The sequence below is a fragment of the Tsuneonella aeria genome (assembly GCF_009827495.1).
Classification (GTDB): Bacteria; Pseudomonadota; Alphaproteobacteria; order Sphingomonadales; family Sphingomonadaceae; genus Tsuneonella; species Tsuneonella aeria.
The window spans coordinates 208133-222457 of record NZ_WTZA01000001.1 but is presented as its reverse complement, the minus strand read 5'-3'; the positions used below and the strand labels follow the sequence as shown (position 1 = coordinate 222457).

At 66.7% G+C, this 14325-nt stretch carries 14 protein-coding genes; 1 reads left to right on the top strand and 13 read right to left on the bottom strand.

Features of this window, described 5'->3' with window-relative positions; all coding sequences use genetic code 11:
• Positions 1-15: 15 nt before the first annotated feature.
• Genes lpdA through GRI40_RS01055 form a run of 4 tightly spaced genes read right to left on the bottom strand, consistent with a single transcriptional unit; the run spans position 16 to position 3507 of the window.
• Entirely contained in the window at positions 16-1431 is a 1416-nt protein-coding gene (gene lpdA / locus GRI40_RS01070; protein ID WP_160609632.1) for a dihydrolipoyl dehydrogenase, read from the bottom strand.
• Between the two features lie 60 nt (positions 1432-1491).
• Entirely contained in the window at positions 1492-1860 is a 369-nt protein-coding gene (locus tag GRI40_RS01065; protein ID WP_160609631.1) for an acyl-CoA thioesterase, read from the bottom strand.
• Entirely contained in the window at positions 1853-2197 is a 345-nt protein-coding gene (locus tag GRI40_RS01060) for a hypothetical protein (protein ID WP_160609630.1), read from the bottom strand. The genes GRI40_RS01065 and GRI40_RS01060 overlap by 8 nt, the downstream gene beginning before the upstream one ends.
• Positions 2194-3507 (bottom strand): pyruvate dehydrogenase complex dihydrolipoamide acetyltransferase, encoded by a 1314-nt coding sequence (locus tag GRI40_RS01055; protein WP_160609629.1) that lies wholly within the window; start codon positions 3505-3507, stop codon positions 2194-2196. Before GRI40_RS01055 ends, GRI40_RS01060 begins: the two co-directional genes overlap by 4 nt.
• Before the next feature lie 130 nt (positions 3508-3637).
• Here GRI40_RS01055 and GRI40_RS01050 point away from each other — a divergent pair, with 130 nt between their 5' ends.
• On the top strand, positions 3638-4090 hold the full coding sequence (locus tag GRI40_RS01050; RefSeq protein ID WP_160609628.1) for a universal stress protein: 453 nt from the start codon (positions 3638-3640) through the stop codon (positions 4088-4090).
• A 13-nt stretch (positions 4091-4103) separates the two neighbouring features.
• Here GRI40_RS01050 and GRI40_RS01045 read toward each other — a convergent pair whose 3' ends face one another.
• The 9 genes from GRI40_RS01045 to GRI40_RS01005 form a co-directional block, all read right to left on the bottom strand.
• Positions 4104-6380, bottom strand: a complete 2277-nt coding sequence (locus GRI40_RS01045; RefSeq protein WP_237488968.1) for a ribonuclease R family protein — start codon at positions 6378-6380, stop codon at positions 4104-4106.
• A gap of 119 nt (positions 6381-6499) precedes the next feature.
• Positions 6500-8041: a proline--tRNA ligase gene (gene proS / locus GRI40_RS01040; RefSeq protein ID WP_160609627.1), complete on the bottom strand. Its 1542-nt coding sequence runs from the start codon at positions 8039-8041 to the stop codon at positions 6500-6502.
• Between the two features lie 63 nt (positions 8042-8104).
• Positions 8105-8695 (bottom strand): polyhydroxyalkanoate synthesis repressor PhaR, encoded by a 591-nt coding sequence (gene phaR / locus GRI40_RS01035; RefSeq protein WP_160609626.1) that lies wholly within the window; start codon positions 8693-8695, stop codon positions 8105-8107.
• A 93-nt stretch (positions 8696-8788) separates the two neighbouring features.
• Positions 8789-9829 (bottom strand): alanine racemase, encoded by a 1041-nt coding sequence (alr, locus tag GRI40_RS01030; RefSeq protein WP_160609625.1) that lies wholly within the window; start codon positions 9827-9829, stop codon positions 8789-8791.
• Positions 9826-11505 (bottom strand): MFS transporter, encoded by a 1680-nt coding sequence (locus GRI40_RS01025; protein ID WP_160609624.1) that lies wholly within the window; start codon positions 11503-11505, stop codon positions 9826-9828. Before GRI40_RS01025 ends, alr begins: the two co-directional genes overlap by 4 nt.
• 35 nt (positions 11506-11540) lie before the next feature.
• Positions 11541-11981: an iron-sulfur cluster assembly scaffold protein gene (locus GRI40_RS01020; RefSeq protein WP_202390109.1), complete on the bottom strand. Its 441-nt coding sequence runs from the start codon at positions 11979-11981 to the stop codon at positions 11541-11543.
• Positions 11978-12511, bottom strand: coding sequence for a CvpA family protein (locus GRI40_RS01015; protein WP_160609623.1), 534 nt, complete (start codon positions 12509-12511; stop codon positions 11978-11980). Before GRI40_RS01015 ends, GRI40_RS01020 begins: the two co-directional genes overlap by 4 nt.
• A 16-nt stretch (positions 12512-12527) precedes the next feature.
• Positions 12528-13895: a DNA repair protein RadA gene (radA, locus tag GRI40_RS01010; RefSeq protein WP_160609622.1), complete on the bottom strand. Its 1368-nt coding sequence runs from the start codon at positions 13893-13895 to the stop codon at positions 12528-12530.
• A 5-nt stretch (positions 13896-13900) separates the two neighbouring features.
• A complete protein-coding gene (locus GRI40_RS01005) occupies positions 13901-14299 on the bottom strand; it encodes a GFA family protein (RefSeq protein WP_160609621.1) in 399 nt (132 codons plus the stop codon).
• Positions 14300-14325 lie beyond the last annotated feature (26 nt).

The window sequence follows — 14325 nt, the reverse complement described above, 5'->3', positions numbered from 1 at the left end:
ACGAACGGCGGCGGATCAGATATGCAGCGCCCGGCCGTACGCTGCGAGAACGCTTTCGTGCATCATCTCGCTCAGCGTCGGGTGCGGGAAAACGCTCTGCATCAGCTCGCTTTCGGTTGTCTCCAGCGTCTTGCCTACGACGTAGCCCTGGATGAGCTCGGTCACTTCCGCACCGATCATGTGCGCACCCAGAAGTTCGCCGGTCCGGGCGTCGAAGACGGTCTTGATGAAGCCCTCCGCCTCGCCGAGCGCGATGGCCTTGCCGTTGCCGATAAAGGGGAAGGTCCCCGCCTTCACCTCATGGCCGGCCTCCCTGGCCTTGGCCTCCGTCATGCCCACCGATGCCACTTGGGGGTGGCAATAAGTGCAGCCGGGGATGTTGTTGCGGTCCAGCGGGTGCGGGTTGACGTCCTTGTTGCCCAGTTCCTGAGCGATCGCCTCTGCCGCGGTGACGCCTTCGTGGCTGGCCTTGTGTGCTAGCCATGGGCCCGGCGTGCAGTCGCCGATGGCCCACAGACCCTTCGACTTCGTGCGGCCATAGGGATCGATCTGGATGAACCCGCGGTCCATCTCTGCGAGCTTTTCCAGCCCGATGTTCTCGGTGTTCGGCACGATGCCGACCGCGACGATGACGTGGCTGAACTCGCCTTCAGAGACATTGCCGTCCCTCGCCTTGATCTTCGCTTTCACGCCGTCCGCCCCGACCTCGAGCGACTCCACACCGGCGCCGGTCATGATCGTCATGCCCTGCTTGGTCAGGCTCTTCTCGAGAAAGGCCGAGATGTCGGCATCCTCCACCGGCACGATCCGGTCGAGCATCTCGACCACGGTCACGTGGGCACCCATGTCATTGTAGAAGCTGGCGAATTCGATCCCGATCGCGCCGCTGCCGATGACCAGCAGCTTGGTCGGCATCTCGCCTGGGGTCATCGCATGGCGATAGGTCCACACGCGCTTGCCGTCCGCCTTGGCGAAGGGCAATTCGCGCGCGCGGGCCCCGGTGGCGACGATCACGTGCTTGGCCGTGAGTTTCTCCTCGCCCTTCTCGGCTTTCACGGTCAGCGAGGTCGGGCCGGTCAGAGTGCCTTCGCCCATGTGCACTGTGATCTTGTTCTTCTTCATCAGGTGGGTGACGCCGGCATTGAGCTGCTTGGCGACTCCCCGGCTGCGCTTGACGACTGCGCCCAGGTCAGCCTCGATCGCGCCGGCGACCTTGAGGCCGTAATCAGCGGCGTGGTCCATATAGTGCTTGATCTCGGCCGATCGCAGCAGCGCCTTGGTCGGGATGCAGCCCCAGTTGAGGCAGATGCCGCCGAGCAGCTCCCGCTCGACAATGGCGGTTTTCAGACCGAGCTGCGCGCAGCGGATCGCCGCGACATAGCCGCCCGGCCCGCTGCCGAGCACGATGACGTCGTATTGAGTGTCAGCCATGGGTCTTTCCTAAAAGCCTCTCTCCGCTTGCGGGAGAGGGGTTGGGGAGAGGGGGCCGCGTCACAGCGCCACCTCGCGCGGTCGGTCATTCTCATCGAGCAGCACGAACTTGAACGTGCCTTGCGCCACCTTGACCGTCGCCTCGCCGTTGCGCTCGCGCGCGATGCCCTCGGCGGTGATGGTCAGCGAGGTAGTGCCAGTCGCGGCGATCTCGCAATAAACGCTGAGCTCGTCCCCCACCGCCATCGCGCCGGGAAACGCGAAGTCGGTCGCCGAGACGACCACTGCCTTGCCCTTCCCCACCCTGCTCGCCAGCGATCCGGCGCCGAGCGCCATCTGGCTCATCAGCCACCCGCCGAACACCCCACCATAGGGATTGGTATCCGCCGGCATGGCGGTGACGCGGATGAGGGGGTCGCGGTCAGGCATCCTTCTTCATCGCCTCTTGGGTAAGGCGAAACTCCTGCTGGAGAACAGCTTTCGCTCTACCACCCCCAACGATTTCGGGAGCCTCGGTCATCCGAACGATGACTTCGGAATACTCAGGAAACCGGCGTAACTCGTAGAGTGCTGCAACCCTTGAGAGTAAACTCCCTTCGGATTGGGCTATTTTGTCGGTGACCGAGAAAAAATGCTCGCACCGCCGATGCTTGCGCTGCTCTGATCGGTCAGCCGTGAACTTCCAAGCCGTCCAAGCGAGTACAGCAAGCGGAATGACAATGCCCGCCCAAGCGACCCATTCCTGCCAATTGCTCGGCGCCATCAAGCCACCAATCCCAGCGGCGCCTCCACCAGCGCCTTGAACGCGCTCATCAGTTCAGCCCCGTCGGCGCCGTCGATTGCGCGGTGGTCGAAGCTGCCGGTGGCGCTCATCACGGTGGCGATGGCGAGCGCGTCGTCGACTACATAGGGGCGCTTCTCGCCCGCGCCGATCGCCATGATCATGCCTTGCGGCGGGTTGATCACCGCGTCGAACTGCTTGATCCCATACATGCCCAGGTTGGAGAGGCTGGCCGTGCCGCCCTGATATTCGTGCGGCTGCAGCTTGCCCTCGCGCGCCTTGTCCACCAGCCCCTTCATCTCGGCGGCGATGGCGCTGATGGACTTGCTGCCCGCGTCGATCACGATCGGGGTGATGAGGCCGGACGGCGCGGCGACCGCGACCGAGATGTCGGCGCGGGAATATTTGCGCAGTTCATCACCGGCGAAGCTGACGTTGGCCTTGGGCGTCAGCAGTAGCGCCTTGGCAAGCGCCTTGATCAGCATGTCGTTGACCGAGAGCTTGACACCTTGCGGTTCCAGCGCCGCGTTCAGCTCTGCGCGCAGCTTGAGCAAGGCATCGAGCCGCACGTCCATGGTGAGGTAGAAGTGCGGGACGGTTTGCTTGGCTTCCACCAGGCGGCGCGCGATCGTCTTGCGGACGTTGTTGAGCTTCTCCGCCTCGAACGGAATGCCGAAGTCGGGCGCCGGCGTGGCGGCCGGCGCCGGTGTCGAAGCGGCCGAAGCCTGCGCTGCCGGGGCCGGAGCGGTCAGCGCGCCAGCCGGTTTCGCGCCTTCAACGTCGGCTCTTACGATACGGCCGTTAGGGCCGGTGCCCTGCACACTCGCGAGGTCGACGCCATTCTGCTCGGCGATCCGCCTGGCGAGCGGGGATGCGATGATGCGGGCCTTGCCTTCTCCACCGGAAGGGGGGGAGGCGGGAGCCGGCTTGCCGACGGAAGGAGAGGGGGCCGGCGCGGGCGTGGGAGAGCGTGCCGCGTTCCCCTCGTCCAGCTCCTTCTCCTGAGGGGGAGACGGCTTCGCGGCCTCGGGTGCAGGGGCCGACGCATCCTCGCCTTCGCCCGCAAGCATCGCGATGACGGTGCCGACCTTCACGCCCTCGGTGCCTTCGGGCACCTCGATCTTGGCGATGGTCCCTTCGTCCACCGCTTCGAATTCCATCGTCGCCTTGTCTGTCTCGATTTCGGCCATGACATCGCCCGCGCTGACCGTGTCGCCTTCCTTCACCAGCCAGCGGGCAAGCGTGCCTTCTTCCATCGTCGGCGAAAGGGCGGGCATCTTGATCGGGGTGGGCATGGCTGTCCTTCACTCAGGCGGGATCGATGCCCGCTTTGGCAAAGCCGTAGCGTCCGGGCAAGCCGCTTGCCCTGATAACGATTTGCGCCGATATTCCGCCCGCGCCCGCAAGCGCAGGGGGTTGGGATCGATGCGCGTCTATCTGGTGATCATGGACGAAACGGACGAGGCGCGGCGCGCGCTGCGCTTTGCCAGCCGCCGCGCGATGAAGACCGGGGGGACGGTGCACATCCTTGCCCTGGTCCCACGCGAAAACTTCAATGCGTTCGGCGGCGTCCAGGCCACGATAGAGCAGGAGGCATACGACCGGGCCGAGATGGTCGCCAGCAGCGCGGCCGGATCGATCTTCGCCGAAAGCGGCAAGATGCCCGTGATCGCGGTGCGCACGGGCGACGCGCAGGGCGTGATCCGCGATTACCTGGCCGACCACGCGGAGGTGGCCGCGCTTGTCCTTGGCGCCGCTGCCGATGGCGGGCCAGGTCCGCTGGTCAACCACTTTTCCGCCCATGCCGGGCACTTGCCCTGCCCTCTGTTCGTCGTCCCCGGCGGCTTGAGCGACGAGGACATCGACCGGCTGAGCTGACCGGCCGCGGCGCCTAGCGCTTGCGGCCCTGGTGGCGGATGTTGCCCGGCCTGCCGCGCTTGCCCTGCATGGGGCCGCTGGCGGGTTTCGCCCGCACCTTGGGCGCCGGGCGCGCGCCGCGCGGTTCGATCCGGCCTTCGCCGCCCGGCAGCTCGAACTTCAGCGCCCCGGTGAGGGGATTGGCCTCCGCCAGCCGCAGTTCCAGCCGATCGCCCGGCGCATAGGTCGTGCCGCTGTCGCCGCCGACCAGCCGCTGCGCGCCTTCGTCGTAGGAGAAATACTCCTGCCCCAGCGTCGAGACGGGCACCAACCCGTCGCCGCCCAGGCCGACGATGGTGGCGAAGAAGCCGAAGCTCTGCACCCCGGTGATGCGGGTTTCGAACACTTCGCCCACCCGGCTGGCGAGCCATGCCGCGACGTAGCGGTCGATCGTCTCGCGCTCCGCTTCCATCGCCCGGCGCTCCGCCTTGCTGATGGCGTCCGACACCTTGGACAGATCGGCGCGGTCGCGGTCGGCGAGGCCGCTGCTGTCGGGGAGGCCGCCCGTCGGTGCCGGCTGCTCCAGCTTGTAGGCGTCGACCAGCGCGCGGTGGACCAGCAGGTCGGCATAGCGGCGGATCGGCGAGGTGAAATGCGCGTAAGAGCCGAGCGCGAGACCGAAGTGCCCGGCGTTCTCGGGCCCATAATAGGCCTGTGTCTGGCTGCGAAGCACCGCCTCCATCACCTGAGCCTTCTCGCTTTCGTCAGCGATGTCCTTCAGCATTCGGTTGAACAGGCCCGGCGTCACCACCTGACCCAGCGCGAGGCTGTGGCCGAACGTTTTCATGTATTCGCGCAGTGCGACGAGCTTCTCGCGCCCGGGAACTTCGTGCACGCGATAGACGACCGGCGCGGTCTTGGCCTCCAGCGCCTTGGCCGCGGCCACGTTGGCGGCGATCATGAAATCTTCCACGACGCGGTGCGCATCCAGCCGTTCACGCACGCGGATTTCGGAGATCTTCCCCTCCTCGTCCAGCCGGACCTGGCGCTCCGGTAGCTCCAGCTCCAGCGGATCGCGCGCGGCGCGCGCGGCCGCGAGCAGCGCCCATGCCCCCCACAGGTTCGCCAGGTGTTCCGGCGCATCGCCCGCATCGATGGCGGCCTGCGCGTCTTCATACGCGATATTGTGCGCGATGCGTACCAGCGCCCGGGTAAAGCGCCAACTCGTCACCTTGCCTTCGGGCGAAATGCGCAAGTGGCAGGCCATCGCGGCGCGGTCCACGCCTTCCTTCAGGCTGCAGACGTCGGCGCTCAACACTTCGGGAAGCATCGGCACGACCCGGTCGGGGAAGTAGACCGAATTGCCGCGTTTGCGCGCCTCGCGGTCGAGCTGGCCGCCCGGCCGGACGTAGAAGCTGACGTCGGCGATGGCGACGATCGCGCGGTAGCCGCCGTTGCCGTCAGGCTCCGCCCAGATCGCGTCGTCATGGTCACGCGCGTCGGCAGGATCGATGGCGACGATGGGCACGGCGCGCAGGTCCTCGCGGTGATCGGCCGAAAGGGGCAAGGCGGCCGCCCGTTCCGCTTCCTCTATCGCGGCGTCGGGGAACACGTGCGGGATGCCGTGCTTGGCGATGGCGATCAGGCTGAATGCCTTGGGCGCCAGCGGGTCGCCGATCACCTCCACCACGTTCACCCCGGCGCGGGGCGACTTGCCCGCGGGTTCGGCAATCACGAGTTGCCCTTCTGCGGCCCCGCCCATGTCGGCAATGGGCGAGGACGTGCGCACCCGCTTGTCCACGGGGGCGAGCCAGCCCTTGCCCGCGCCGTCGATCTCCACCACCCCCATCAACCCCTCGGTACGGGCGGCCAGCTTCTTCATCGGATGCGCCCGCCATCCGCGCCCGGTTTCCTCCGTCCGGGCCAGGATGCGGTCGCCAACCTTCAGTGCGGGGAGCCGATTGCCGTTCTTCCCCTTCTTGCCTTCAACCACGCGCAGCCGCGGCGGCGGCGTCGCGTCGTCCGGGCTCCAGGCGTCGGGAATGGCATAGGCTTCCCCATCCTCGATCTCCGCGACACGCAGAACTGTGACCTTCGGCACGCCGCCCATGCGGTGATAAGCGGTCTTGCGGCCATCGATCAGACCTTCTTCCGCCATGTCCTTGAGCAGCGCCTTGAGCGCGATCTTCTCGTGCCCCTTCAGGCCGAAGGCCTTGGCGATCTCCCGCTTGCCGGCAGTCGATTCGCTGGTCTGCAAAAATTCGAGGATCTGCGCCCGGCTGGGCATACCGTTCTGGTGACGTGAATTCATGGGAGGAGATATGGGGCGCGCCCAGGGGCTTGTCACCCTTCGCCTTTGGTGAGCGGCGCGAACGCCGATCCCGGCACGGCTCGCGGGGAAACCTCAGCTACCGTTGACGCGCCCAGCCGTCAGTAAGCGCGCGCGACCAGGACCCTTTCCACGGCGGGGTCGCCTGTGAAGATGCACGTACCGTCCGCCGCCGCGCTGCCTTGCGGGACATTGCGCAGCGTCAGCTTCAGCGCCTTCAGACGTTCGACGATCCCATCGAGCGTGGCTCCGGTTGGCTTCGACCATTGAATCTCGATCCAGCCGGGGTTCTTCACGCCGTCGGCAAATGCCGCTTCGACCTGGGACCAGTCGGCAACACCGCGGGTGATCCGGGCATCGCGCTCCGCCGCGGCATGGGCCAGCAGCGAGGACTGCATCGTTTCGAGCATTCCCGGGATCGACGAGACGACCTCGTCCACGGACGGTGCCTCGAATGCCGGCTTGCCGTTATCGGCCCACAGCGCATCGCGGCGCAGCAGGCTGACCTTGCCGTCCGCCATGTCGCGGGGGCCGACCTCCACGATCAGCGGCGCGCCCTTGCGGACCCAGTCCCACCTTTTGGCAGCCGCTTTCCCCGGCTTGTCGTCCAGCAGGGCGCGGACGGGTTCGCCCAGCGCGCGCGAGGCGACGAGCCGGGCGCGCAGATCATCGCAATACGCCAGCAGCGCGGCGTCGCCGTCGTCTTCGCGCAACATGGGCACGATCACGACCTGCCACGGGGCGATGGCGGGCGGCACTTTCAGCCCGTCGTCATCGCCGTGCACCATGATCACGCCGCCGATCATGCGCGTGGAGACGCCCCAGCTGGTGGTGTGCGCCAGCTGCTGCGTACCCTCGCGATTCTGGAAGCGGATTCCGCTGGCCTTTGCGAAATTGGTGCCCAGGTAGTGGCTGGTGCCGGCCTGAAGCGCCTTGCCATCCTGCATCATCGCCTCGATCGACCAGGTCTCGACAGCGCCGGGGAAGCGTTCGTTCTCGGGCTTCTCGCCAGCGATCACAGGCAGCGCAAGATCGTCTTCCGCGCAGGCGCGATAGACTTCCAGCATGCGGAGCGTGTGCTCTCGCGCCTGTTCGGCAGTTTCGTGCGCCGTGTGCCCTTCCTGCCAGAGGAATTCGCTGGTGCGCAGGAACATCCGCGTGCGCATCTCCCAGCGCACGACGTTGGCCCACTGGTTGAGCTTGAGTGGCAGGTCCCGCCAGGACTGCACCCAGCGCGCCATGGCATCGCCGATGATGGTTTCCGATGTCGGGCGCACGACCAGCGGTTCTTCCAGCCTGGCATCGGGATCCGGCACCAGCCCGCCATTGCCATCCGCGATCAGGCGGTGATGGGTGACGACCGCCATCTCCTTGGCGAAGCCTTCGACATGTTCCGCCTCGCGTTCGAAATTCCGCAAGGGGATGAACAGGGGGAAATAGGCGTTGTCGTGTCCCGCCGCCTTGATCCGGTCGTCAAGCAGGCGCTGGATCCGTTCCCAGATGCCGTAACCCCATGGCTTGATGACCATGCATCCGCGCACGCCCGATTCCTCGGCCATGTCCGCGGCGGAGATCACCTCCTGGTACCATTGGGCGAAGTCGTCGGCGCGTTTGACCGACAAGGCATGGCGAATCTGGGACACTGGAATCGGTCTTTCGGTTGTCGTCTATTTTTGTCGCGGCGCGCGCCCTACCGGCCGGGCCGATCATTTGCCAAGCGCGTCGAGCTTTTTCTGCATGGCGGCCATCTGCGCGCGCAGTTCGGCCAGTTCGTCGCGGCCATCGTCTCCAGCGGGCGCTTCGGGCTCAACCGGTTTCGCGGTGGAGGCTGTTCCCGCTGCATCCCCCCGGCGCGGCACGAGCGCTTCGGTGGCCGCGCGCATCATGGCAAGGTTCGTTTCGGCAATGCGGGCCAGCGGATTGGCCCCGCCCCCCCCTTGGAATGCATCCTGCAACTTCGTCTGGTTGTCGCGGAAGTTTGCCATCATCGCGTCGAGGTAGCCCGGCATCATCGCCTGCATCGAATTGCCGTACATCGAAATGAGCTGGCGCAAAAAGCTGACCGGCAGCATCTGCTCCCCGCTCGCTTCTTCTTCCATGATGATCTGGGTAAGGATGGAATGGGTGATTTCCTCGCCCGTCTTGGCGTCGAGGACCCGGAACTCCACCCCGTCGCGCGTCATCTTCGCAAGATCGTCGAGCGTGATGTAGCTGGAAGACGCCGTGTTATAGAGCCGCCGGTTGGCGTACTTCTTGATGATCGTCACGCCGTCGGAGCTTTCCGTCCGCCTTGCCATTCCATGCTTCCCGCTCTGCTGCCTTCGGCCCGGACTTAGCATTCGCAGTTATTGCAGCGCAATAAATGCTGCGGATTTTTGTGCGCAGCAAAATCAGCGGCGAAACCTGCGGCCGAGGCTGGTGAGCAGTTCGTATTGCGAAAGGCCGCTCGCTGCCTCTGCCTCCGGCAGCGCGTAGGGCACGTCCAGCCAGTCGCCTTCGCGCAGTTCGGGAGCGTTCGACAGGTCCACGATGACCATGTCCATCGACACCTTGCCGAGCAGCGGCAGGCGGCGCTCTTCGTTCGCCAGCGCGCCCCTTGCGCCCCAGCACCGCAGGAAGCCGTCTGCATATCCAAGCGAGACGACGCCAGCGCGGATGGGTGCGTCGGCGACGAACGTGGCGTTATAGCCAACGGCGTCGCCCGGCTCCAGGCGGCGGACCTGCAGGATCGACGTGCGCGGATAGGCCACCTGGCGGATGACGGCCGCCATATCGGCGCGCGGGATTCCGCCGTAGAGCGCGAGGCCGGGCCGCGTGAGGTCGAATGCGTAAGCGGCGCCGAGCGCGATACCCGCGCTGTTAGCCAGGCTGCGGCGCCGCGCCGGGATGCGAGCGCAGGCTTCGCGGAAGCGTTCGAGTTGCCGGGTGTTCTGCGCTGAATCCTCGTCGGCCGATGCGAGGTGGGAGAGCAGCGTGTCGATCGCCAGGCCGTCGAGCGCATCCAGGGCCGCGGCGCCATGCGGCAGGCCCAGGCGGTTGATGCCGGTGTCGATCATCACGTCGCACGCACCGCCGCCGGTGTTTCGCCATCGCGCCACCTGTTCCGCGCTGTTCAGCACGGGACGTACGCCGGTCGACCGGGCAAATGCGCAGTCCGCCTCGCTCGCCGGCCCATGCAACACGGATACCTGCGTGGCGGGGACATGCGCGATGACTGCGGGCACTTCGCTCCAGTGCGCGACGAAGAAATCGCGGGCGCCCGCAGCGGCCAGAACGGGCACCGTACGATCCACCCCCAGGCCATATGCGTCTGCCTTCACGGCAGCGCCCGCCGTGGCCGCGCCGGAAAGCCGATCGAGCGCGCGCCAGTTGCCCGCAAGCGCCGCCGTATCGAGATCGAGCCGCAGGGTCGGCGGCGGCAAGTCGGTCACGGGCGCGCCGGCGATACGGGCGGGGCTTCGGCCGACTGGATGATGAAATCGCGCGGGGGACCGCCGTCAAGGCCCCACCATGCCACCGCCAGGCCGAACGCCACGGCCACCCAAGTGTACCACAACCCGGCGTAGGGATCTCCCGTCGTCGCCACGATGTAGGCAGCGATCAGCGGCAGAAAGCCGCCAAGGTATCCGGCGCCGATATGGTACGGGATGGACATCGAGCTGTAGCGGATCTGCGGCGGAAACATCTCGGCCAGCAGCGCCGCGACCGAACCGTAGGTCAAGGCCGAGAGCAGCCCCATCGCGCTCAGCAGTGCGACAATGCCGACGAGGGCACCCAGGGGCGGCGACTGAGGCGTGAAATCATATCCCGCCTGTTCCAGCCAGCCTTGCAGCGCGGCCTTGCGCGCGTCGTCCTCCATCCCGGAATAGACGTGCAGCCGTTCGCCGACGGTGATCGCATTCGCCGCGCACTCCGCCGTCGGCGCGCACGGCCGTGCATCGACCTCGTAATGTATGCCGAGCGCCGTCAGGTCGGCGAGCATTCGCCCGCACGCGGACGCCTGCCTGCTGGCGAAGGGATCGTACGTGCAGTCCGTCCCGTGCACGACTACCGGTGCCGCCTGGGCGCTCGCCCCCAGGCCCGGATTGGCGAGCGCGCCGATGCCCCAGAAGATCGGGAACATCAGGGCCAGAGTCGCGGCCGCGCCGATGATGATCGGGCGCTTGCGGCCCACCCGGTCTGACCACTTGCCCACCACCAGGTAGAGCCCCATCGAGATCACGCCTGCGGCCAGCATGACCCATTCGACAATGCCCGGTTCGACCCGCATCGGCCCGCGCAGGAAGCTCATCCCCGAAAAGAACGCGGTGTACCAGATCGTCGTGAGCACGCCGGTGATGCCGAAAAGGGCGACGAATATGCGCTTCTTGTTGCCGGGGTAGGTAAAGCTTTCGACGAAGGGATTGCGCGCCATTTCCCCCGATTCCTTCATCGCCTTGAACACCGGGCTTTCCGACAGCTTGAGCCGCATCCACAAGCTGATCGCGAGCAGGATCAGGCTGAGGAGAAAGGGAACGCGCCAGCCCCATGCCTCGAACTCGGCGGCGGGAATGACCGCGCGGCAAACGAGTACGACCAGGATCGACAACACGAAGCCGCCGACCACGCTGGCCTGGATGAAGCTGGTATAGAAACCGCGCTTTTCGGGCGGTGCGTGTTCCGCCACGTAGACCGCTGCCCCGCCGTATTCTCCGCCCAGCGCCAGGCCCTGCATGATCCGGAACAGGATCACGATGGCCGGGGCCGCGAGGCCGATGGTCGCGGCACTGGGCACCAGGCCCACGCCCGCGGTCGCCACGCCCATCAGCGTCACGGTGACGAGGAACGTGTACTTGCGGCCCAGCCGGTCACCGAGGTAGCCGAACAGGATCGCCCCCAAAGGCCGGAAGCCGAAGCCGACGGCGAAGCCGGCCCATACCAGCAATATCTGGAGCGTTTCGTTCCCAGCGGGAAAGAACGCCTGGCCGATCAGCGCGGCGAGCGTGCCGTAGATGAAGAAATCATACCATTCGAAGATCGTGCCGGCGGACGATGCGGCGATGACCAGGCGGATGTCGCTCGCGCTAGGGGCGTGCGGCACATCCCCTTCGATCGTGGTGGCGTTCATGACGGCCCGGCTCCCCTGCCCTTGAGCCGCTTCCACTAGCGATCCACCTGGTCCTTTGGAAGCGCGGCGAGAGCGGCATTCCACGCCAGCATTATCGCACCGTGACGGGCGGGATAGGCGCGCGCCCGGTCCAGCGCGTCGATGCCCGGCCACCGCGGCGCGGGTCCGGTCCCGGCCAGCCATGCGGCCAGTTCATCCCGAGCCCCTGCGATCGCCGCACGGTCCAGGCCCATCGCGCCCTGGACGAACAGCGCCGTCGCCGCCTGGCCGACCGCGCAGGAAGCCGCCTGCACGCCGACGTGCTCTATCCGGCCGTCCCCATCCACTGCACAGCCGACCGTGACCGTGCTGCCGCACGTGGCCGAGCGTGCGTCACCGCGCAGCGGCAGGTCGGTGCGCAGCGGCACCTTTCCCAAGGAGACCGCCAGCGCCAGCAATTCAGGGGTATAGAGCGCTCCGCCGGCGCCGGCCGTCATGGGCCGAAGTCACGGATGGCCGCATCCTGCGATTCGGCCGCCGAATTCCGCTCCTCGATCATCTGCACCAGCGCATCGGCGCTGGCGTTGACGAGCGTGTAGGTCCGCGCCTGGGTGATCCAGTCGGGCCGGCCGCCGATACCCCATGCCGCATCGTATCCCAGCACCAGCAGGGCAAAGCCGCATGTCACCACGACGGCGCCCTTGATCGCGCCGAGGCCGAAGCCCAGCACCCGGTCGATCGGGCCGAGCAGCGATGTCCGTGTCGTTTCCCCCAGGCGCCCCGCGATCAGCTTCATGCCGGCATAGGGGATGAGCAAAAGCAGCGCGAACGCGAGGATCGCCGCGCCGGTTGGATTGCCGATCTGCCCGACCAGCCAGTCGTAGAGCGGCGTGTGCAAGTAATGGATGGCAAGGATCGCCAGGGCCCATGCCGCCAGCGACAGCGCTTCCTGCACGAAGCCGCGCATGAAACCGCCGGCCGCCGCTATCCCGACGACAATGAGTACGATGATGTCGAAGCCCGTCATGCGATCTTGCGTGCAATTATGCCTGAGCCACAACCTGGTCAACGAGATTGGAGAGCCGGCCTAGCCCGCGATAGTTAAGTCCGGATGAACCAGTGTCCACCTCGGCGGGGCCGTAGCCCGAAGCAAATCCAAGCTTCGCCGCTTCGCGCAGGCGCAGCCCCGCGTGCGCGACCTGCCGGATTTCGCCTGCCAGCGACACTTCGCCGAACCATACCGCGTGCGTTTCCAGCGGCTTGTCCGCCAGCGCGGAAACCAGCGCCGCCGCAACGGCGACATCGGCAGCCGGGTCGGAAAGACGGTATCCGCCGGCCACGTTGAGATAAACTTCGGCCGAGGAAAAATTCAGCCCGCAGCGCGATTCCAGCACCGCAAGCAGCATCGCGAGGCGGCCCGAATCCCACCCCACCACCGCGCGGCGCGGCGTGGCGCCCGATTGCAGCCGCACGATCAGCGCCTGGATTTCCACCAGCACGGGACGCGTCCCCTCCAGCGCGGGAAACACCGCGCTGCCCGCCAGAGGCTCGGTCCGGCCTGAAAGGAACAGGAGCGAAGGGTTGCCCACTTCGGCCAGCCCGGCGCCCTCCATGGCGAACACGCCGATCTCGTCCACCGCGCCGAAACGGTTCTTGAGCGCGCGCAATATGCGGTACTGGTGGCTGCGCTCCCCTTCGAAGCTCATCACCACATCGACCATGTGTTCCAGCACGCGGGGGCCGGCGATGGTGCCGTCCTTGGTGACGTGCCCCACCAGCACCAGAGCCACGCCGTTTTCCTTGGCGTAACGGATCAGCTCGAACGCGCATCCGCGCACCTGGCTGACGGTTCCCGGCGCGCCTTCGATGGTGTCGGAATGCATGGTCTGGATGGAATCGATGACCAGCAACGCGGGGGGCTGGCCTTGCGACAGCGTGGTGATGATATCGCGCACCCCGGTGGCAGACGCGAGGCGGATGGGCGCGTCGGAAAGGCCCAGCCGTCCGGCGCGCATCCGCACCTGACCGGCCGCTTCCTCGCCACTGACGTACACAACGCCGAGGCCCCGCTTCGCCACAGCGCCGGCGGACTGGAGCAGGAGCGTGGACTTGCCGATGCCAGGGTCGCCGCCCATCAGCACGGCACTGCCCGGGACCAGGCCCCCGCCCAGCGCGCGGTCGAATTCCGCGAGACCGGTCGGCAGGCGCACCAGTGGCTCCGACGGTGCATCCAGCGCTTCGAACGCGATCGCCCGGCCCCCGCTCGACAAGTCGTGCCTCATCGAAAACACGGTCGCCGGCGCGTCCTCGGCCAGCGTGTTCCATTCGGCGCAATCGGCGCACTGTCCCTGCCAGCGGCTCGAGACCGAACCGCAGGCCTGGCAGACGTAGCGGCGCTTGGTCTTCACCATCGATTTCAATCCTTGTGGGGATGGCCCGCGAATTGGCGCGCGTCGTCGCAGATCGGCAGCCATCCCGGTTTCTCGGCCACGAATTCGTGGAACTTGACCGCCAGATCAAGCGGATCGTCGAAGCAGTTCGCCGGTATGGGGAAACTGTCCCCATCGCCGCTGATTTCGCCAAGCGCGGTCCCGCAGCGGCTGCAGAAGTCCCGCGCGTACTTGTACCCGTCTTCCGGCTGGTACGTCGCAAGCGCAGGCTGCCCCGCGACCAGTTCGAACGCGGCCCGATCGACAAACACGAAGGTGCTGGCGCCCACCTTGCGGCAGCGGGTGCAATGGCACGTCCCCATCATGGTGGGAGACTGGGAAACTTCGAAACGAACCGTGCCGCAGCAGCAACTTCCAGCCAGCATACCCACCTCCATGATCGTGACGGAAC